At 37.1% G+C, this 20,410-nt stretch carries 15 protein-coding genes, 2 pseudogenes and 1 riboswitch; of the genes and pseudogenes, 12 read left to right on the top strand and 5 right to left on the bottom strand.

Translation table 11 applies throughout. The features are described 5' to 3' along the window. Positions 1-191 precede the first annotated feature (191 nt). The 3 genes from ACIQZG_RS15325 to ACIQZG_RS15335 all read right to left on the bottom strand — a co-directional run bounded on the left by ACIQZG_RS15325 (position 192) and on the right by ACIQZG_RS15335 (position 2,287). The gene (locus tag ACIQZG_RS15325; protein ID WP_402756357.1) at positions 192-740 is read right to left on the bottom strand and encodes a GNAT family N-acetyltransferase; all 549 of its coding nucleotides are present in this window, start codon (positions 738-740) and stop codon (positions 192-194) included. A gap of 242 nt (positions 741-982) precedes the next feature. After that, on the bottom strand, positions 983-1,558 hold the full coding sequence (locus ACIQZG_RS15330) for a YdhK family protein (RefSeq protein WP_402756358.1): 576 nt from the start codon (positions 1,556-1,558) through the stop codon (positions 983-985). Between the two features lie 132 nt (positions 1,559-1,690). Beyond that, positions 1,691-2,287, bottom strand: a complete 597-nt coding sequence (locus tag ACIQZG_RS15335) for a biotin transporter BioY (protein ID WP_402756359.1) — start codon at positions 2,285-2,287, stop codon at positions 1,691-1,693. A 232-nt stretch (positions 2,288-2,519) separates the two neighbouring features. Between ACIQZG_RS15335 and ACIQZG_RS15340 the strand changes: the two genes are divergently transcribed. The 3 genes from ACIQZG_RS15340 (at position 2,520) to ACIQZG_RS15350 (ending at position 6,000) form a co-directional block, all read left to right on the top strand. Continuing rightward, positions 2,520-2,681 (top strand): hypothetical protein, encoded by a 162-nt coding sequence (locus ACIQZG_RS15340; RefSeq protein ID WP_402756360.1) that lies wholly within the window; start codon positions 2,520-2,522, stop codon positions 2,679-2,681. A gap of 93 nt (positions 2,682-2,774) precedes the next feature. Further along, on the top strand, positions 2,775-3,941 hold the full coding sequence (locus ACIQZG_RS15345) for an endonuclease Q family protein (protein ID WP_402756392.1): 1,167 nt from the start codon (positions 2,775-2,777) through the stop codon (positions 3,939-3,941). A 433-nt stretch (positions 3,942-4,374) separates the two neighbouring features. Next, the gene (locus ACIQZG_RS15350) at positions 4,375-6,000 is read left to right on the top strand and encodes an S-layer homology domain-containing protein (RefSeq protein ID WP_402756361.1); all 1,626 of its coding nucleotides are present in this window, start codon (positions 4,375-4,377) and stop codon (positions 5,998-6,000) included. A 118-nt stretch (positions 6,001-6,118) separates the two neighbouring features. On the opposite strand, the gene ACIQZG_RS15355 is transcribed toward ACIQZG_RS15350, so the two are convergent. Then, the gene (locus tag ACIQZG_RS15355; RefSeq protein WP_402756362.1) at positions 6,119-6,406 is read right to left on the bottom strand and encodes a DUF2653 family protein; all 288 of its coding nucleotides are present in this window, start codon (positions 6,404-6,406) and stop codon (positions 6,119-6,121) included. Further along, entirely contained in the window at positions 6,394-6,864 is a 471-nt protein-coding gene (locus tag ACIQZG_RS15360; protein WP_402756363.1) for a hypothetical protein, read from the bottom strand. The genes ACIQZG_RS15355 and ACIQZG_RS15360 overlap by 13 nt, the downstream gene beginning before the upstream one ends. 448 nt (positions 6,865-7,312) lie before the next feature. On the opposite strand from ACIQZG_RS15360, the gene ACIQZG_RS15365 reads away from it, so the two are divergent. The 9 genes and pseudogenes from ACIQZG_RS15365 to desA all read left to right on the top strand — a co-directional run bounded on the left by ACIQZG_RS15365 (position 7,313) and on the right by desA (position 20,283). Continuing rightward, the gene (locus tag ACIQZG_RS15365) at positions 7,313-8,596 is read left to right on the top strand and encodes an SEL1-like repeat protein (RefSeq protein WP_402756364.1); all 1,284 of its coding nucleotides are present in this window, start codon (positions 7,313-7,315) and stop codon (positions 8,594-8,596) included. 160 nt (positions 8,597-8,756) lie between these two features. Next, positions 8,757-9,236, top strand: coding sequence for a chemotaxis protein (locus ACIQZG_RS15370; RefSeq protein WP_402756365.1), 480 nt, complete (start codon positions 8,757-8,759; stop codon positions 9,234-9,236). A 458-nt stretch (positions 9,237-9,694) separates the two neighbouring features. After that, positions 9,695-10,156: pseudogene (locus ACIQZG_RS15375) on the top strand (protoglobin domain-containing protein); the annotation flags it as partial. Between the two features lie 249 nt (positions 10,157-10,405). Continuing rightward, positions 10,406-10,927, top strand: a pseudogene (locus ACIQZG_RS15380) (methyl-accepting chemotaxis protein); the annotation flags it as partial. Between the two features lie 456 nt (positions 10,928-11,383). Beyond that, positions 11,384-12,772: a protoporphyrinogen oxidase gene (locus tag ACIQZG_RS15385; protein WP_402756366.1), complete on the top strand. Its 1,389-nt coding sequence runs from the start codon at positions 11,384-11,386 to the stop codon at positions 12,770-12,772. Between the two features lie 137 nt (positions 12,773-12,909). Next, positions 12,910-13,011, top strand: a riboswitch (SAM riboswitch). Positions 13,012-13,215: 204 nt separating this feature from the next. Further along, positions 13,216-15,063, top strand: a complete 1,848-nt coding sequence (locus ACIQZG_RS15390; protein ID WP_402756367.1) for a bifunctional homocysteine S-methyltransferase/methylenetetrahydrofolate reductase — start codon at positions 13,216-13,218, stop codon at positions 15,061-15,063. Then, entirely contained in the window at positions 15,056-18,487 is a 3,432-nt protein-coding gene (gene metH, locus ACIQZG_RS15395; RefSeq protein ID WP_402756368.1) for a methionine synthase, read from the top strand. Before ACIQZG_RS15390 ends, metH begins: the two co-directional genes overlap by 8 nt. A 155-nt stretch (positions 18,488-18,642) precedes the next feature. After that, positions 18,643-19,146 (top strand): GNAT family N-acetyltransferase, encoded by a 504-nt coding sequence (locus ACIQZG_RS15400; protein ID WP_402756369.1) that lies wholly within the window; start codon positions 18,643-18,645, stop codon positions 19,144-19,146. Positions 19,147-19,257: 111 nt separating this feature from the next. After that, positions 19,258-20,283 (top strand): Delta(5) desaturase DesA, encoded by a 1,026-nt coding sequence (gene desA / locus ACIQZG_RS15405; protein ID WP_402756370.1) that lies wholly within the window; start codon positions 19,258-19,260, stop codon positions 20,281-20,283. Positions 20,284-20,410 lie beyond the last annotated feature (127 nt).

Here is a 20,410-nt window from a genome sequence, read left to right on the forward strand (position 1 = left end):
ATTTCCATAGAAGAAGTATTAGCGAATTGATTGATCGCGGTTGAACAGTATGTTGTGAAAAAAGTGTGCAAAAGAAATTGAATTATAAAAATAAAAAAGAACGTATATTTTCAATTAGCCATATACGTTCTTTCGATATTAATTTGGTAAACTCACCTTATTTAAATATCCTTCATTTCGCAGGGGAATCATTATTCATTTTCATTAATAATTCCATAGTATACTAAATCCTTATAGTTACCGTCTTTAATGGTATGCTCTTTTAGAGTCCCTTCTTTTTTCATACCAATCTTCTCCATAACTTTTCCTGAAGCAGGATTAGTTGAAAAATATCGTGCAAACACTTTGTGCAGTTTCTTTTCTTTAAAAGCAAACTGTAGGATTGACTGTGCTGCCTCAGTTGCATAGCCATTTCCCCAATATGGCTCACCAATCCAATAGGCTATTTCACCTTGGTTAGAATGTTTATTGTTCGATAATGCAATTGCTCCAAAAACTTCGCCGGTTTCCTTATCTGTTACTGCAAACTCATACGAACGATCTTCGATAAAATTTTCGTAATGGTGTTCTATCCACGATAATGCGTCATTTAAACTATACGGGTAAGGTAGGAACAGTGTATTTTTATAAATATTATAGTTATTGCAAAGTGTCGCAACCGTCGCTGCATCTGATGGTTGAAATAATCTAAGAACAAGCCGTTCTGTCTTAATTAATAATTTTTCACGAACATCTCCCATTTGCTCATCTCCCTTTATCTACAATATATAAATCCTACCTTTATTAAAAAAATAAGTGTTTAGAAATATTGTATAACAAACTGAAAATTCAAACTACTGAAAGGGTAATATAACTAATAAGGGGCATTCATAAAATTAAATCGGCTTGCGAAGAGGACCTATTTTTACCGTATAGAAAGCCAGTTATTTTGCTTAAAGAGAATTATTGGATATCTCCAAAAGATTTACCTAAAGCTTCTATATTATTTTGCAGTTGCTAGTTCACTCTCTGTGACCCATTTATGATTTTTAACCGCTTCACCATCAGTAGTAGATTCAAAATCAATCATGTAGACGGTCGTTTGTATTGCTTCATCAATAACAACTTTTGCATTTTCCATACCTTCCATATGAGATGCATCAGTTTTCACCTCTGTACCAGGCGGTAATGGTGTATCACCTGGATTGATTAATTCTTCGTGAATAACCCATTTATGCTTCTCAACGCGTTCAACACCAGTAGTAGGATCATAAGAGATCATGTATGCAGTTGTATCATAAGCACCGACGATTGTTGCCTCTGCACCTTTCATGCCCTCCATATGACCATCCGTAATGATAGCGGGACTTCCTACTGGGAACAGTGGACTTTCTGCATTTTTCAATCCGACAGGCACATCACCTGAACTAGAATGATTCATCGCTGAGTGGTCCAGTGTTGTATTTAGTTTTTCAATATTTTCTTTTTTTGTTTCAGATGGATCTTCTGAACATGCTGATAATGCCAAAGCTGCCACCATTGTTAGTAAACCTACATACCACTTACTTTGTAACTTCATATCATTTTCCTCCCAACTCTTTGTTTTAATCTAACAAAGAAATGTGCAGAAATTATGCATGAGGTCATTGGTGGGTAGGGTATATGCTAGCTAATTTCTTGAAAAGTAATGGGCTTATATCAGAAGGTTATTTTATTTAATCGGAATAATTTTTAATATTTTTTGCATACGATAAGCGAAAAATCCTGCAAATATAGCTAAAATGATATCTTTTGGTAATGGTGGCATCATCCAAAGCCATGCAAGTTTGTACGTAAATCCATCTGGTGCACTTGCCCATAACTTGTAAGCAAAGTACATCCAGTTTGTGCCCAATAAATAATTAATCGCTGTTGCGACAAGTGCAGCAATAACATAACTTTTCTTGGTACCACTGCGCTCTACGATAAGGCCGGCAACGTATGCGGCTAAAATGAAGGTCACGATGAAACCGAATGTAGGACTTAAAATATGTCCGAAGCCACCGCCAAAGCGAGCAAAAACTGGTGCACCAGCTAAACCGATGAGCATATAGATTGTACAAGCAAGTGCACCTTTGCGACTACCGAGAATAAGTCCAGCTAAAATAGCAAAAAAAGTTTGTAACGTAATTGGTACTCCACCTACAACCATGAAAGGTGCAAAAGATGTAATATTAGCACCAATCATCATCAATGTTGAAAATAACCCAATATAAGCAATATCGACTGTTTTTAATTTGTGATGCGAATGTTCAGCGACGGTTGACATAAATTCACTCCTATAACGTTAGTTGATAAGGTTATTTTAGGAAAAAACAATATTTGTGTCAACTTAATATTTTTTTTAGTTAACACAAATTGAAGATTGATATATTAAAGATATTTTTTAGGGTTATTTATAAAATATAATCGTGCCTTACTGGATATTTTATTCATTTTCTAAAATGTGAATAAACCGATAATTATTACACACTCTATTTCAGAGAGGATGTGTAATAATTATGGAAGAATCAAAATTTGCGCAGTTAAATCAGGAGCAAATTGAAAAAATTAATGACCTAGAACAAAAAATTGGCGTGACTTTACTTGCTTATGATCATCAAGTAATACAGCGAAATAATGAAAGTAGTACTAGGACAACTGATCTTTATGAAGATGTATAACGGCCTTGCAGAAATGCAAGGTGTTTTATTTTTGAAGGAAAAAGATAATAGTTGAAGTAGTAAGGTGGAGAGTTAAAGGAGCTGTTTTAAATGCTGAAACACTATTATGCAGATTTACATATTCATATTGGTCGTACATCAAGCGGGCGTGCTGTGAAAATTACTGGCAGTAAGACACTTACGCTATCAAATATTTTAGAAACGGCAAGTATTCGAAAAGGTCTTGATATTATTGGTATTATCGACTGTCATTCACCAGAAGTAATAGAGGACCTAGAACATATGATGATGGATGGAGAGCTTCATCAATTGGATGAAGGAGGTTTGCGTTTTCGAGAGACCACACTTATTTTAGGTTCAGAAATTGAAGTATACGATACAAACTGTCATGGACCAATTCATGTACTTGCTTATTTTTCAACATTGCTTCACATGAAAGAATTTTCAAACTGGATGTGTGAACATATGAAAAATATTCATCTGAGCTCGCAACGAATTTATTGCGACGGCCAATCATTGCAACAAAAAGTGCGAGAATTAGAGGGTTTATTTATTCCTGCACATGTTTTTACACCATTTAAAAGTTTGTATGGTAAAGGTGTCGTACAAAGTTTAACAGAAGTATTTGACCCTCATCTAATTGATGCAATTGAACTTGGATTAAGCTCTGACACAACGATGGTGAGTGGTATTAGGGAACTGCAGCCTTACTCATTCGTGACAAATTCGGATGCACACTCACTCGGAAAAATGGCACGAGAATATCAAAAATTACAATTAGGGGCTGCGAATTTTAACGAATTAAAAAAAGCGCTTCATGAACAAGAAGGGCGAATGATTTTATGTAATTATGGTTTAAATCCGTTACTTGGAAAGTATCATCAAACAGTATGTGCAAAATGCTGCGAACGAGTAGAGGATGGAGCAGTCCAATGCTTGGTTTGTGGTAGCAAGCAGATCATTAAAGGTGTTTCATTGCGCATTAAAGAACTATCGGAGACGATAGAGAATATGCGAGTGCGACCGCCTTATATTCATCAAGTACCTTTAGATTTTATTCCAGGATTAGGACCGAAGATGATGGACCGTTTATTACAAGACTTTGATACAGAGATGGCTATTTTGCATACTGTAACAGTGGAGCAACTAGAACAAGTGGTACCACATAAAATTGCGAAAATGATTGATTTAGCGAGAATCGGTCAATTAGCAATTGCTGTAGGTGGGGGTGGTATTTACGGTAAAGTTCAATATGAGTAGAAGAAGGGGAGTATTCTTGAAAATAGAGTACTGCCTTTTTTGTTTCTATTTAATGCAAGAAAAAGGGCTCTTCATAAAAAGGAGGAGTTGACATTATAACCAGCGTTTGTTGATGGGAGTGGTGCCGTCGCGCATCTTTGTGGATTAGCCAATAGCTTGAAACCCCGCAGGAGCGCATTGAAAACTCTAGACTAGGATTATTTTATGGTATTTTTTTGCTTATAAGAAAACACTTCTTCAGTGCCCTCAGCGTAAGCGACGAGGAGGCTCAAGGTTCGCCCACAGGAACGCACGCTGGCGTAACGGAAATCAACATTAGTTATGGTGATAATCTAAAAAAGTATGTACTTGAAAATTATAAATGCTATTTAACCCAATTTTAACCTTTATCTAGTAAACTGTTAATTATTAGATAGTTAGGAGGAATGGGCGAATGCAATTTTCAAAGAAATTCCGCTTTTTAGCGGCAAGTGTATTGGCATTACAATTAACAGTGCCAACATTAGCAGGTGCGGAAGAAAATAAAATAGATGAGGTTCCACCAAGTTGGGTACAACATGTAGATTATGTGGCATTGGGTGATTCATTGGCACATGGCATGAATGAAGTAGGTGCAATTGGTTTAGGTTATACCGATTTTATCGCACAATCGTTGCAAAAAGAAGGACTCATTACATCTTACAATAAGGGCTTTGCATACTCAGGCTATACAACAAAAAATGTATTGAATGATTTACAAGCAGATGTAGAGAAAGCAGTTACAGGTTTCGGTTATAAGAATGAACAAGCGAATCTTCGTGCATCCATTAAAGATGCGGAGTTCGTAACGCTAACAGTAGGTGCAAATGATTTATTGCCACTATTAGAAGAAGCAACAGCAACAGGTATTAATATGGAAACAATATTGAAAGCATCCACTGAGGCAATGGCTAATTATGCAAATATATTAACAGAGATTAAGAAACTAAATCCGCAAGTAGAAATTTATGTGATGGGGTACTATAACTCTTTCCCTTACTACGAAAATAAATTGCAATCGCAATTTAAAATGCTTTTGGGTGTGATGAATAATTCAATTAAGTTAACTGCAGAAAAAGCCGGCGCAATTTTTGTACCTACAGCCGATATTGTTGCAAAGAACGTTAAGGGGTATTTACCAAATCCGGAAAATATCCATTTAAGTGAAGCAGGTTATCAGGCTGTTGCAAATGAGGCGTTTTTGCCAATCATTAAAAAGAGTAAGCTGTGGGATATTTCATCAGCCATAAATGTAATACAGGAAGGATTGTCAACGGCACATGTAAAATGGACAGCAGCAACAGATGATGTTGGTGTTGTGAAGTATAAAGTTTATGTAAATGATCAATTGTTAGAAACAGTTGTGGCAGAAGAAACAGCAATTACACTTAAAGATTTAGCAGAAAATACAGCCTATACTGTCATTGTAAAAGCAGTAGATGCAGCAGGAAATGAAAGTGTGCAAAATCCATCTGCAACCTTTACAACAGGCGGTACACCGAAATTCACAGATACTGAAAATCATTGGGCACTACCATATATTCAAAAAGCAGCAACGACAGGTATTATGAAGGGTTATGCTGACGGTACATTCAAACCAGAGCTAGATGTCACACGTGTACAAGCAACGGCAATTTTAGTACGTAGTTTAGGATTAACAACAACAGAAACTGCACCTTTCACTGATATTAGTAACTATGATGCCAAAACACAGGCGGAAATTGCTGCAGCATATGCCGCAGGATTAGTAAAGGGCACTGAAGGGGAATTTAATCCAAGCCAGCCAGTTACACGTGCACAGCTTGCGCTTATGATTAATCGTGCGTATGAATTAAAGACACAACAAGCATATGTCGTAAAAGGTGAAGTGCCATTTACTGATATTGCTACTTATAATGAAGAAACAAAACGAGCAATTGCTATGTTATATGAGTTTGGGATCGTAGCAGGTAATGGCGGCAAATTTTCACCTGCTGATTCAACAAAGCGTAGTCACGCAGCAAAAATGCTTGTGAATTTTAGTGAGCTAGTGCCAAAATAGTAAAATGAAAAGGGTAGAGGTCCTCGAAATGGATCTCTACCCTTTGTGTTATTACGAAAAAAAGAGGCAGTCCAATAAATCGTAAATAGGATTTATCGGACTGCCGTGTTGTAAAACTTTATGATAATTTGGCAATAATGCCTTCTTCATCGTCTAATACAAGTTCAATACTTGTTGAAAATGGATCGCGGTGAAGTACGTCTTTTATCCATACGCGTAAAGTACCAATCATTCCAGCTGTATCTAATACCTCTGCTTGTCCATCGACTTCAACCTCTGCCCCAAATCCTGTTTCATCATCATACATAAGTTCAACAATGACATCTTCTGGACGAACATTTTTGTGATATGCGTGTGATAAGCAAATCGCGTTAATAATATCTTGTTCGTTTATTATTTGTTCCATTGTGTAGCTTCCTGCTCTTTACGTTTTTTATCTTTGAACATTTTAACGATTTTCACAACTAACATTACAATCGCTGCTACTGCAATTGCGTTAATAAGTAGACCAAGGATTGAACCAAGCATTCCCATGTTGCCAAATAGACCGCCGAATAGTAAACCAGCTAAACCACCAAGCATTAAACCTTTCATCAGACCACCTGAGAAGAAGCCGCCTTTTTTATCTGTATCTGCTTTTTTAGTAGAATTTGTGTTGCTTTTATTTGTTGTTGCATTGTTTTGATCTTTAGAATTATCCTGTGATTTTTGGATATTTGAGCTATTGTTATTATTACTGAAGCCTTTTTTACCAGACTTGTACGATTTTGCTTCCGCTGTAGGTGTTTCAGAGATTAAAAGTGTCGCTCCAACAGTGGCAAACATTAGTGTCGCTGCAAATAGAGCGGCAAGAATTTTTTTCATTACTTACATTCCTCCAAGAATTTTTTTGGTATTGTCATAAAATATTTCATGATAACAATACTACATGAAATCATATAGAAAATACAATAATCACTATATTAATTTTGGGTACTTCAAAAAAAATGAAATAGTAGTGTAGACTATAGAAAATACTTAGTCCAAAATAGATGAAGTTTGTAATTTGCTTTAGATAGTGGAGAGAGTTGGGTAATAGATAATTTACAGATTTTCAGTGTGTGGATAGACTGAGTTTGTAAAGCTAAAAAATAAGGTATAGATTATGAGATAGGTTCTTAGGCAGTTCTTGATGTATTCACTCATGACTTTAAGGGTTTAAGTTGGAAGTGTGTAAATTGTAGCAGATATTGTAAGAATGGCTGTTAAACAATTTTGCTTTCTTCCATATAATAGTGCAAGAGTGTTTTTTACATAGTTAAGGGGGGAAACGATGTATAAACAATTATTAGTCACAGAAAATAAAGAACGTATTACAGCATTACAGCAGCTAGTGCAAACGCAAAACTCATGGTTTGCTCAAAATATCATGTTGCTTACACTTCAAGAGGTGCAATTAACGATAATTCAAAAGATGATTTATCAGGTAATACAGGAATTATTAAAGAATAATCAGCAACGTCATTTACAAATTGTGCACCCTAAGCAGTCGCAATCAATACAAGAAAATGTCTTAACGCTTTTAGCAGAGTATGATGATTTGTTACGTGAGGCGATACCTCTTCAAATTTATGTGGGAATTTGGCAAATTAGTTCGTTGGAAAAATTAGCGCATACTGCTGAAGTTGTAGATGATGTACTTGATGTGTTGGAATGGTATTTTGCGCAGGACGACAAAGAACTAGAGGCTTTCGAAGAAGATGACCTAAATCATGAGGAAATGATTGATTTATATAAAGAAGCAGTTGAAGAGAATAATGCGGAGGCCCAGTATGAGCTGGGAAGTTACTATGGTACAGATGAGGATATTCCGTATCAGCCTAAAAAAACAATAAAGTGGCTTGAAATAGCGGCAGAACAGGGTTATGCGGAAGCGCAATATGAGCTGGGGAACTATTATTTTGAAGGTATTGGTGTGCCTGAAAGCTATGAATGCGCTTTTACGTTATATGAAGCAGCTGCAGTGCAAGGGCATCCGGATGCTGCAAATAATTTAGCAGACATGTACTTTAATGGTGAAGGTGTACCTGAAAATATGGAGCTTGCGACCCAGTGGTTTGATTTTTCAGCTAAGCATGGTGTGGCAGAAGCGATGTTTACGCTAGGAATAATGGCCGAGCAAGGATTGGGATGTGTTATAGATGAGAGCCAAGCGTTTTTGGCTTATAAAAAATCAGCAGAGTCTGGATATGTAGAGGCACAGTATTATCTTGGTGGTATTTATCTAGACGGTCGTTTAGGCCAGCAAAAGGACGTAAATCAAGCATTGTATTGGTATGAAAAGGCAGCGGCACAATACCATGTAGACGCTTTTTATGATTTAGGATTTATTTGGAGCACAGGTTCAGCTGGCATTCGTAATATTGAAAAGGGTATTCATTGGTTTAAAAAAGCAGCACTTCAAGGCGACCTAGAAGCGAAACTTCAACTAGGGCATATATATAATGAAGGAAAAAGTATTCCAAGGAATATTGAAGAAGCGAAAAAATGGTATCGTTTAGCTGCAGAAGCTGGTGTAGAGGAAGCTAAATCCAAGCTTAAAGAATTAGAAAAATAGTGATGTAATTAGGTAATAATTTGTAAGTGTACGATGCTGAATAGATATTATTCCAATATATAATTTATTTTTGTAGACTGGATACATTGTTCACGATGTTTATTGTAGTAATGTTCGGGCAATATAATAGCAACGAGTTTTGTAAAGGAGCTAGTTTTAAATGGACATATTAAAGTCAGCAGTAGAAGATGAACGAGAGATAAACTTACGTGTGTATCAAGAAGCTTTAATTGCGCAACGAGATGATCTTTCTTTGTTATGTAGTACTATTGAGTATCTAAAGAGCCACAAAAGTGTTCGATTGGATCACCAAGATACAAAGAAGTTCACAGAAAAAATGCGCACATTAAAATTACGTCAAAAAAATCGATATGAAATGCTCGATACAAAGATAAATGAAAATTTATTAGAGATTAAAAAAGGTAGCGTAGATAAACGTTTATTCGTAGAGTATGGTAAGGAAATCCGGAAATTAGAAAGTGGACTTCGTACGTTAATCATGTTTACATGTGATGTTATTGAAATGATGAAAATAGATTCAACGATTGAAGACAGAATCGATGATCGGATTTACTATTTTGATAAGCGTTCAATATCGTTGGAAAATGAAATGATCACCATGCAAGTTAAGGTAAAGTAACAACTTTTTACAAAAAACAAGGTATCCATTATTCGGATACCTTGTTTTTTTGATACTGATATTTTTCTATTAAATCTCATAACATTACCTTTGAATGAGTGGATTAATGAAAAATTGGTAAAAAACTCCTTATTTTTATTCGTTTTTACATAATGTGCTAAATTAATGTATAATCAATAATTGTAATTTCATTAAATAATGATTAAAAAGTGAAATTAATGTGAATTTATTAACAATATAATGCTTATTTCACTATGATTTTGATGTGGAACTTTGGGATAATGTAATCTGGAGTATAACGGAATTTTTTGATGAGCCAAATAATATATTTAAATAAACGGAAATGGAATGATGCTCAACTATTCCAAGTTTATATGTAAGTGAAAGAGGGAAAATGTGTGATTTTTCAGAAGAAAAAAAGGGTTGATGTTTTAGATTTACAACAATATGCTGTCAAGATGGATGTGTCTGGTCATCCATTAATACGAAAGCAAATTGAAATGTTAAATTTAACAGAGCAAGACCTACAATATTTAAAGGCGTTTAAGCCGTATGTAGAGGAAAATATTAAATACATTGTTGATCGATTTTATGACATGGTGGGAACTGAGCGTAGTTTGACTGATATTATTAATAAACATAGTTCCGTTGAAAAGCTGAAAATCACATTGAGTCGTCATATTATTGAGATGTTTAATGGTATCATTGATGAAGATTTTTTTAAGAGACGGATTGCTATTGCGAAGGTTCATGTTCACATTGGATTAAAAACCCAATGGTATATTTGTGCGTTCCAGGACTTATCAATTTCCTTTATTGATTTGGTTGAAAAAAACGTTGAGAACCCAATAGATCAATTTAATACTATTCGTGCAATCTCAAAAGCTTCAAATTTTGAACAACAGTTAGTATTAGAAGCATTTGAAAATACAATTGAGCATTTAAAGCTGAAGGTTGAGCGAGAAAAAGTAGAGGTAGAAAGAAAAATTGTAGCCTCTTCAGAAGGTCTTGCTGCTATCTCGCAAGAAACAAATGCTGCTTTTCATTTGTTAAATATACAATCAAATGAAATTATGCAGCTTGCTAAAAAATCGTTAAGTGTATCCACATTAGCTGAAAATCAGGCGTTAGAGGGCAGGGAACGTTTACGCAATCAATCTATGAACATGCATAATATTATTCATTCACTTGATGATATTACAGATAATATTGGACAACTTGCAGAAATGTCTAAAGAAATGGAAGATATTATGAGTGTTGTTACGAATATTGCAAACCAAACAAACTTATTGGCATTAAATGCAGCCATTGAAGCCGCGCGTGCTGGAGAAGCGGGAAAAGGCTTTAGTGTTGTTGCGGATGAAGTTCGAAAATTATCAGATCAAACAAAGCAATCTGTGACGTCAGTCGCTGAATTACTAAATAATACAAATGATCGGACGGACAAACTTGTTCTTTCGTTAGACAATATTCAACAGGAGGTTGCCTCTGGCGAAGAGAACATGGTGCAAACGGAAGGTCAATTCAATAAAATTTTAGATGCTATGACGGAAGCAAAATGTCAAAATGATTGCATGGAAAAAGATTTAAATGCAGTGACTAAAATAGTCAGTGAATTAGCTATTGCCTTCGACGAAGTGACACACTCGGCAGACAAATTAGCGAATGTTGCACAGGACTTAACAGAATAAAAAGAAGAAAATGCTTAGTAAGTGAAAGGGGAACTTACTGGGTATTTTTTATTTTCAGGATAAAGAAAGTACATGAATGTGTCTTAGCAGATAGAGGGGGCCAAAAAGAAAAATAGTGCAGTGTTTTTTTCATAAAGAAAACCCATTGTTCCGTGTAATATAAGAAAAATTTTTTCGAATAAATAGTTAGTTGATTGGAGTGGCCCCAGGAAGCTTTGTTCTGTAGCGAAAGAGACAGGCAATACCCCACAAGAGTGAAGAATGATCGACGAGGAGGCTCGACGCTCGCCCGTGGGAAGCAACTACCACCTTATTAGATGGAAATAAATGTTTAGTGTTTTGCTCGTTATGAGAATGTAATTATTTTTGTTTCTAATTTTGTAAAGGGTTTCACATAATATTTGGGTGAAAAGGTCTATAATTAAGAGGAGAAAAAAGAAAATAGGAGCGGGTAGAATGAAAACAGTAGCTGTACTCGGCGGAGGCATTACGGGTTTATGCACGATGCATTATTTACAACGACAAGTACTAGAAAAAGGTTTAGACGTTAAGCTTGTGTTGATAGAACAAAATACATATTTGGGTGGGAAACTGCACTCAGCATATGAACAGGGTTTTATTATGGAAACAGGTGCAGATTCCATTGTGGCACGTCATAAGGGTGTTATGGAGTTAGTAAAAGAGTTGAATTTTGAAGACTCACTTGTCTATAACGAGACAGGTACGTCCTATATTTACACAAATAATGAGTTACATGCCATTCCATTAGATTCAACTTTTGGTATCCCAATGAGTTTAGCTTCGTTGGAAGCTAGTACATTAGTGTCAGCGGCAGGAAAGCAGGAAGCACTAAAGGATTTTACACTGCCAAATGTAGGATTTACGAAAGAAAGTTCGATTGGTGAGTTTTTAACTTATTATTTTGGGGAAGAGCTTGTACAAAATCAAATTGCACCAGTACTTGCTGGGGTATATTCTGGAGATTTACATCAGTTATCGATTGCTTCAACGCTACCGTATTTAATCGATTATAAAAATGATTATGGCAGTATTATTAAAGGTTTTGAAATGCATCGCGAACAATTTGTCAAAGCGGCAAATAAAAAATTCATCTCTTTCAAAAATGGATTATCTTCACTAATAGATCGCCTAGAGGAAATGTTAACGGAAGTCGAAATATTAAAGGGTGTAGCGACAACCGGTGTTGTGAAAAATGACAATAACTATGCTATTTCTTTAGCGAATGGTGAAACAATCGAAGTGGATCATGTTGTCATGGCGATACCGAATGAAGCAGTACAACGTTTATTAAGAGATGAGCCTTTAAATGAGTATTTTAATCAATTTAACACAGCTTCAGCTATTACAATTTATTTAGGCTTTGATGTGCCAGATACTGTGTTGCCAGCGGATGGAACAGGTTTTATTGTGTCACATAATTCTGATTTGCAATGTAATGCTGCTACATGGACGAGTCGAAAGTGGAAACATACTTCTTCTGAAAGTAAATTACTCGTGCGACTCTTCTATAAGAGCATTAACCCTGCATATGAGCAGTTACGTGCCATGTCAGAGGAAGAACTTACAGCAGTAGCTTTGGAGGACGTACGAAAAAGCTTAGGAATTGAAAATAAGCCAGTGGTTGTTAATGTCGCGAAATGGATTAATGAAATGCCAAAATATGATTTAGCGCATCAAGAAGCATTAAAAGGTCTAACTGCTGAGTTAGAAGTAAGGTATCCAAACTTATCACTTGCTGGATGTTCGTATTTTGGTGTTGGTATTGGTGCATGTATTCAAAATGGCAAAAAAGTTGGAGAAATGATTGCTAAAAAGCTTGTATAAAGGTTTTTTCCATATAGTAGGGGAAACATGAAATTGATGTGTTTTAGATTAAAATTACTTTGTTAGGTGAAATAGTCTTGACGTCAACGTGCGTAAGCGATATGATTCTTTTAATTATTTAAAAAATTCATACAACATTCTTATCGAGAGAAGTCGAGGGACTGGCCCTATGACGCTTCAGCAACCAACTTAATGTCAGGTGCTAATTCCAGTAGACCTTTGTGGTCAGTAGATGAGAAGGAAAAACAATTACGACACGTTAAAGCCTTCTTTTTGTAAAGAAGGCTTTTTTCTTTATTCAGCGTTAGAACGCTGAATAAAGAAAAAGCCTCCGGCGGATGTCATAGATTTTAAAAGGAATGAATTGTGCATGCACAATTCAAAATCTAGACGAAAATCCGCTGGAGCGAATTTTATAGATGTGACAGAGGGGGCTAAGATTTATGGGATTGCTTGAAAAGTTAAAAACGCATGTGCTAACAGCTGATGGCGCAATTGGAACGTTGTTATATGGCTATGGTTTGGAGTACTGCCACGAGGAGATGAATGTGCAACGACCAGAGTTAATTGAAAAAATTCATCGTGAATATATTGCTGCAGGTGCTGATATTATTCAAACGAATACATACGGAGCAAATGCTATAAAACTAGCACGCTATGGTTTAGAATCACGCGTGCAACAGTTCAATGAAGCGGCAATAACAATAGCCAAGCGGGCAGTTGCAGATGGTGGACAATTTGTACTGGGCACGATTGGCGGGATTCGTGGAATCCGTAAAAGTGACGCAACATTGGAAGAAATTTTAGCAACAGTTGATGAACAAGCAAATGTGTTATTGGCAGGCAATCCAGATGGCCTTCTACTTGAAACTTATTATGATTTTGAAGAATTAGCAGCGACTTTAAAAATGCTGCGAGCAAAAACTCAGTTGCCGATTATTGCGCAAGTATCGATGCATGAGCCTGGTGTATTACAAAATGGTATGTCGTTAAATCAGGCATTACATGAGTTAGAAGCTTTGGGCGCAGATATTGTCGGCGTAAATTGCCGTTTAGGTCCGCATCATACGATTCAAGCGTTTGAGGGAGTGGAGTTGCCTAAAAATGCATTTATGTCTGCATATCCAAATGCCTCCCTGTTAGATGTGGAAGATGGTCGTGTCGTTTACGAATCTGAGGCAGATTATTTTGGGCGTGCAGCAGTTGCGCTACGTGATCAAGGTGTACGTTTAATTGGAGGGTGCTGTGGTACGACACCGAAACATATTGCCGCAGCTAAAAAGTATTTAGAAGAGTTAGCACCTGTACAAAACAAATCCGCGAAGCCAGAAAAGAAAGAGATTGTACGTGAGGCGGAACCTACGATATACGAGCCTCTGCATGAAAAAGTGAAACGTGAGCGCTCTGTTATAGTGGAGTTAGATACGCCTAGACACCTAGAAATAGATGGCTTTGTAGAGGGTGCGAAAAAATTATATGAAGCTGGCGCAGATGTAGTCATGATGGCCGATAATTCTTTAGCCTCACCGCGTATAAGTAATATAGCGATGGGTGCATTAGTGAAACAAATACATGGTGTGCGTCCATTGACGCACATTACATGCCGTGATCGTAATCTAATCGGCTTGCAGTCACATTTAATGGGCTTAGATGCATTAGGCATTCATGACATTTTAGCGGTTACTGGTGACCCGACAAAAGTGGGGGATTTCCCAGGTGCAACAAGTGTGTATGACGTGTCTTCAATGGAATTAATCCAACTGATTAAGCAGTTAAATGAGGGTGTATCATTCTCAGGGAAACCCCTGCGTAAAAAGGCAAACTTCTCTGTGGCAGCGGCGTTTAACCCGAATGTACGTGTTTTAGACCGTGCAGTGGCACGACTCGAAAAGAAAATTGAGCACGGTGCAGATTATTTCATCTCGCAACCTGTCTATACAAAAGAGAAGATTGTAGAAATATATGAGGCTACGAAACATTTAGAAACGCCAATTTATATAGGAATTATGCCTGTAACGAGTTATAAGAGTGCAGAATTTTTACATCATGAAGTACCAGGCATTAAATTATCAGAGGATGCGTTAGAGCGTATGAAAGCGTGTGGCGATGATAAGGACATGGCGACACAAGAGGGCATTGCAATTGCACGAGAACTTGTAGAAGTAGCGGCGGAATATTTCAATGGCATTTATTTAATCACACCGTTTTTACGTTATGATATGACGCTAGAATTAATGGACTATATAGAACAACTGGATGAACAGAAAAAAGGGGTAAGTACAAATGGCTAAGCACTTGATTGAAAAGCAACTAGAAAAACGAATTTTAATCCTTGATGGCGCGATGGGTACAATGCTTCAAAATGAAAATTTAACAGCAGAGGACTTTGGTGGGGAAGAGTTAGATGGTTGTAATGAAAACCTTGTACTGACAAGACCTGATGTCCTTGAAAAAGTACACCGTGAGTATTTAGAAGCGGGTGCAGATATTATTTGTACGAATACATTTGGGGGAACGCCTCTTGTATTAAATGAATACGACCTTGGAGACAAAGCAGATGCAATCAATACACGTGCCGTTGAAATAGCACGTAAAGTGGTCGATGAATTTTCAACATCTGATTGGCCGCGTTTTGTTGCGGGGGCTATGGGGCCAACGACTAAAACGTTATCTGTAACAGGTGGCATTACATTTGATGAGCTTGAAGAGAATTTCTACGTACAGGCAAAAGCTTTAATTGAAGCAGGTTCAGATTTAATACTTCTTGAAACGAGTCAGGATATGTTGAACGTAAAAGCTGGGACACTAGGTGTTTCACGCGCATTTAAAGAGACAGGTAAAGAACTACCAGTCATGATTTCAGGAACAATTGAGCCAATGGGTACGACGCTTGCTGGCCAATCGATAGATGCGTTTTATATTTCAATTGAGCATATTAAACCGTTATCAGTTGGCTTAAACTGTGCGACTGGCCCAGAATTTATGACTGACCATATACGTACATTATCAGAGCTTTCTACAGGCTATATTAGCTGTTATCCTAATGCTGGTTTACCAGATGAAGAGGGTTGCTATCATGAGTCACCAGAATCGCTATCACAGAAATTAAAAGGTTTTGCAGAAAAAGGTTGGTTAAATATTGTTGGTGGTTGTTGTGGTACAACACCAGCACATATTACGGCAATTCGTGAAGTATTAAAAGTCGAAAAACCACGACTATTACCAGAAGCAACACATGGTCACGTTGTATCTGGAATTGAATCATTAGTGTATGACGATTCAATGCGCCCATTATTTATCGGGGAACGTACGAATGTTATTGGTTCGCGTAAATTTAAAAACTTAATAATTGATGGCAAGTTTGAGGAAGCGGCAGAAATTGCACGTGCCCAAGTGAAAAATGGTGCACATGTTATTGATATATGTTTAGCCAACCCAGACCGTGATGAGCTAGAAGATATGCGCGGTTTCATGCAAGAAGTTGTGAAAAAAGTTAAGGTGCCATTAGTAATTGACTCAACTGATGAGAAAGTTATTGAAGAAGCATTAAAATTCTCGCAAGGTAAAGCAATTATTAACTCCATTAACTTAGAAGATGGTGAAGAGCGTTTTGATGCGGTAATGCCACTTGTGAAAAAATACGGTGCGTCTCTAGTTGTTGGAACAATTGACGAGCAAGGGATGGCTGTTGACCGTCATCGTAAGTTAGAAATTGCTGAACGTTCGTATAAATTATTAACGGAGAAATGGGGCTTAGCGCCTGAAGATATTATTTTTGACCCATTAATGTTCCCGGTAGGTACAGGTGATGAACAATATATCGGCTCAGCGCTTGAAACAATCGAAGGAATTCGTTTAATTAAAGAAAAACTACCACGCACGCTAACAGTCCTTGGTGTAAGTAATATTTCATTTGGCTTACCTCCTGTAGGTCGTGAAGTGTTAAATGCAGTGTATTTATATCACTGTACGCAAGCTGGTTTAGATTATGCGATTGTTAATACAGAGAAATTAGAGCGTTACGCTTCGATCCCTCAAGCGGAAATCGATTTAGCTAATGATTTATTATTCAATACGAATGATGAAACATTGGCAATGTTTACGGACTTTTATCGTGATAAAAAGAAAGAAAAAACTGAAGATGATATACCAAAAACTGTAGAAGGCCGCTTAGCGTACTATATTTTAGAAGGTACAAAGGAAGGGCTCATTGAAGATTTAGATGCGGCTCGTGAAATGTACGATGCACCACTGGATATTATTAATGGACCGTTAATGGAAGGTATGGCGGAAGTGGGTCGTCTGTTCAATGACAATCAGCTAATTGTAGCAGAAGTATTACAATCAGCTGGTGTTATGAAAGCGGCAGTTGCTCACCTAGAACAATTCATGGAAAAAGATGAAGAGAGCGCTGGTAAAGGGAAGATGGTATTGGCAACAGTTAAAGGTGATGTGCATGATATCGGCAAAAACTTAGTAGATATTATTCTAAGTAATAATGGCTATAAAGTAGTGGATTTAGGCATTAAAGTCACTCCAATCCAACTTATTGAAGCTATTCGAAAAGAAAAACCAGACTTCATTGGACTTTCAGGATTACTTGTAAAATCAGCACAACAGATGGTGATTACTGCACAGGATTTCAAGGAAGCGGGTATTGATGTACCGATTTTAGTAGGGGGCGCAGCGTTATCTCGCCGCTTTACAGAAACAAAAATAGCAAACGAATATGACGGTCCTGTTATTTATTCAAAAGATGCAATGCAAGGATTAGAACAAGCAAACCGTTTAATGGGTACAGAAACGCGTGAGGATTTCTTAGCTGAGATTACTGAATCACGACAGAAACGTTTAGAGGCAGATGAAAAACGTGCGGCTCGTCCAGTAAAAGAAGTGCTTGTTAAACCAGCACGTACTATAGGAGATGCATCTGTATTCTTGCCATCAGATTTACGCCGTCATGTGAAGAAAGATTACTCTGTATCACATTTATATCCGTATGTGAACATGCGTACATTGATTGGTCATCATTTAGGCTTAAAAGGACAAGTGCAACAATTACTTGATGCAGGAGACGCACGTGCGACAGAATTAAAAGAACTTGTGGATGATTATTTACAGAGTGACCTATTAAAACCATCAGGTATGTATCAATTCTTCCCTGCACAGGCAGACGGTGATGATGTAGTCGTATATGATCCAAATGATAGTAAAACCGAAATCGAACGTTTTACTTTCCCACGTCAGCAAGTTGAGCCATTTATGTGCTTAGCTGATTTCTTGAAAACGGTGGACAGCGGAGAAATGGATTATATTGCGCTAATGGTTGTGACGGCTGGACAAGGTGTGATGGCAACAGCACGTGATTTAAAAGAAGAAGGTAAATTCTTAGAAAGTCACGCCTTACAGTCAACAGCGCTAGAACTTGCGGAAGGGTTTGCTGAACGTATGCATCAGGAAATCCGCGATCAATGGGGCTTCCCAGATGCGACGGACTTCACGATGCGTGATCGTTTTGCTGCGAAATATCAAGGACAACGTTTCTCGTTTGGTTATCCGGCTTGTCCGAACCTAGAAGATCAAGAAAAATTATTCGGTCTGTTAAAGCCTGAAGATATTGGTGTTAATTTAACAGAAGGCTTCATGATGGAACCAGAGGCATCTGTTTCTGCAATTGTCTTTGCACATCCAAATGCACGATATTTCAACGTGTAATTTTGTAAAGAAGTTTATAATGGATAAGGTCCTACTGTTTACGGTAGGACCTGTTTTATCTTAATGATTAGGCGTAAAAATGGGATTGTCTATTATTGTTTCGGAATTTCAAGCGTAGACTAGCAATTTAGTATTTAACTTAGGAGTGTTGAAAAATGATACGAGCAATGGAAGAGAGAGATTTACCCGGAGTTTTAGAAATCTATAATGATATAATTTTGACGAACACAGCTGTGTATATGAATGAACCACAATCAATCCAAGAGAAAAGAGAATGGTTTGCAGAGCGAAACGTAGCAGGGTATCCGCTGTTTGTTTTTGAAGAGGATGGAGAAGTTGCTGGCTTTGCTACATACAATCAGTTCCGCCCGTATCCGGGTTATAAATATACAATGGAGCATTCGGTGTACGTGCATAAAAAGCATTATCAAAAAGGGATTGCGACTAAGCTAATGCATGAACTGATCCGTACCGCAGAGGAAAAAGGTGTGAAAACACTTGTAGCGGGCATTGATGGTGAAAATATTGGTAGTATCAAAGCACATGAGAAGCTAGGCTTTGAATATGCTGGAACCATAAAAAATGCAGGCTTTAAATTCGGTAAATGGTTGGATTTAGTATTTTATCAATTGCAGTTGACGGGGCCAAAAGAGAGATAATTAGAAGGGTATGACAAATGTCATATCCTTTTTATGATGTTTGCGTCTGTTATCGTTTATATGCTTGTTTTATGATGAGGTCATAAGAAAATATGAAACGAGGGAAAAGGGATGGCAACAGATAAAGAAAAAACAAAAAAATTGCGCCAAGATGTAGCGCCATTTGCGAAATCAGATACTGGTAGAAGCGTCTTCCAAATGATCAATACGATGGTGCCACTGTTTGCACTTTGGATTGCAGGATATTTGCTTGTAGATTATTCACCGTGGCTAACTGCAGGACTTAGCGTAATTTCAGCTGGGTTTGTCGTAAGAACATTTATTATTTTCCATGATTGTACACATGGTTCATTTTTCAAAAGTAAAAAGGCAAACGACTGGGTTGGCTTATTAACTGGGGTGTTAACATCGTTCCCGTACGAAAAATGGAAGCGTGAGCATACAATTCACCATGCAACTAGTTCGAACTTAGATAAGCGTGGAATTGGCGATATTGATATGATGACAGTTGAGGAATATTTAGCAGCATCAAAAGGACAACGCTTATGGTACCGTTTTTATCGTAATCCATTTGTAATGTTTGGTTTAGGACCACTTTTCATGGTCTTCATTTTAAATCGTTTTAATCGTAAAGATGCGAAGACAAAAGAACGTGTTAATACACAGTTAACGAATGGCATTCTTCTAGCAATTTGCGCAACTTTAATCTACTTCTTAGGTTGGCAAGCATTTTTATTGGTTCAAGGTGTGACATTATTTGTAGCGGGATCACTGGGTATCTGGTTATTCTACATTCAACATACGTACGAAGATTCATATTTTGAACATGATACAGAATGGGATTATGTGAAAGCTGCTGTTGAAGGTAGTTCTTACTATAAATTACCGAAAATATTGCAATGGGCAACAGGAAATATTGGTTTCCACCACGTGCATCATTTAGCACCACGTGTGCCGAACTACAATCTTGAAAAAGCACACAATGAAACGCCGCCACTTCACACGGCGACAACTATTACATTACGTACAAGTTTAGAATCATTACGTTATAAATTGTATGATGAAGAGCTTGGTAAGTTTGTTTCATTTAAAGATGTTAAAGAAACAATCAGACGTAAAGACAGTATCGCTGCTTAATAAAGAAATAGTACAGCCATCTCTTCTAGGGGGTGGCTGTTTTGCGTAAGGTGGAGATTGTTTATTGCGTGACAGTGGAAACGAGCACATTCCACTCTTCATTGATATAATAAGTGGAAAAGTAGGA

It is taken from the genome of Lysinibacillus sp. NPDC096418 (assembly GCF_044762775.1).
GTDB lineage: Bacteria > Bacillota > Bacilli > Bacillales_A > Planococcaceae > Lysinibacillus.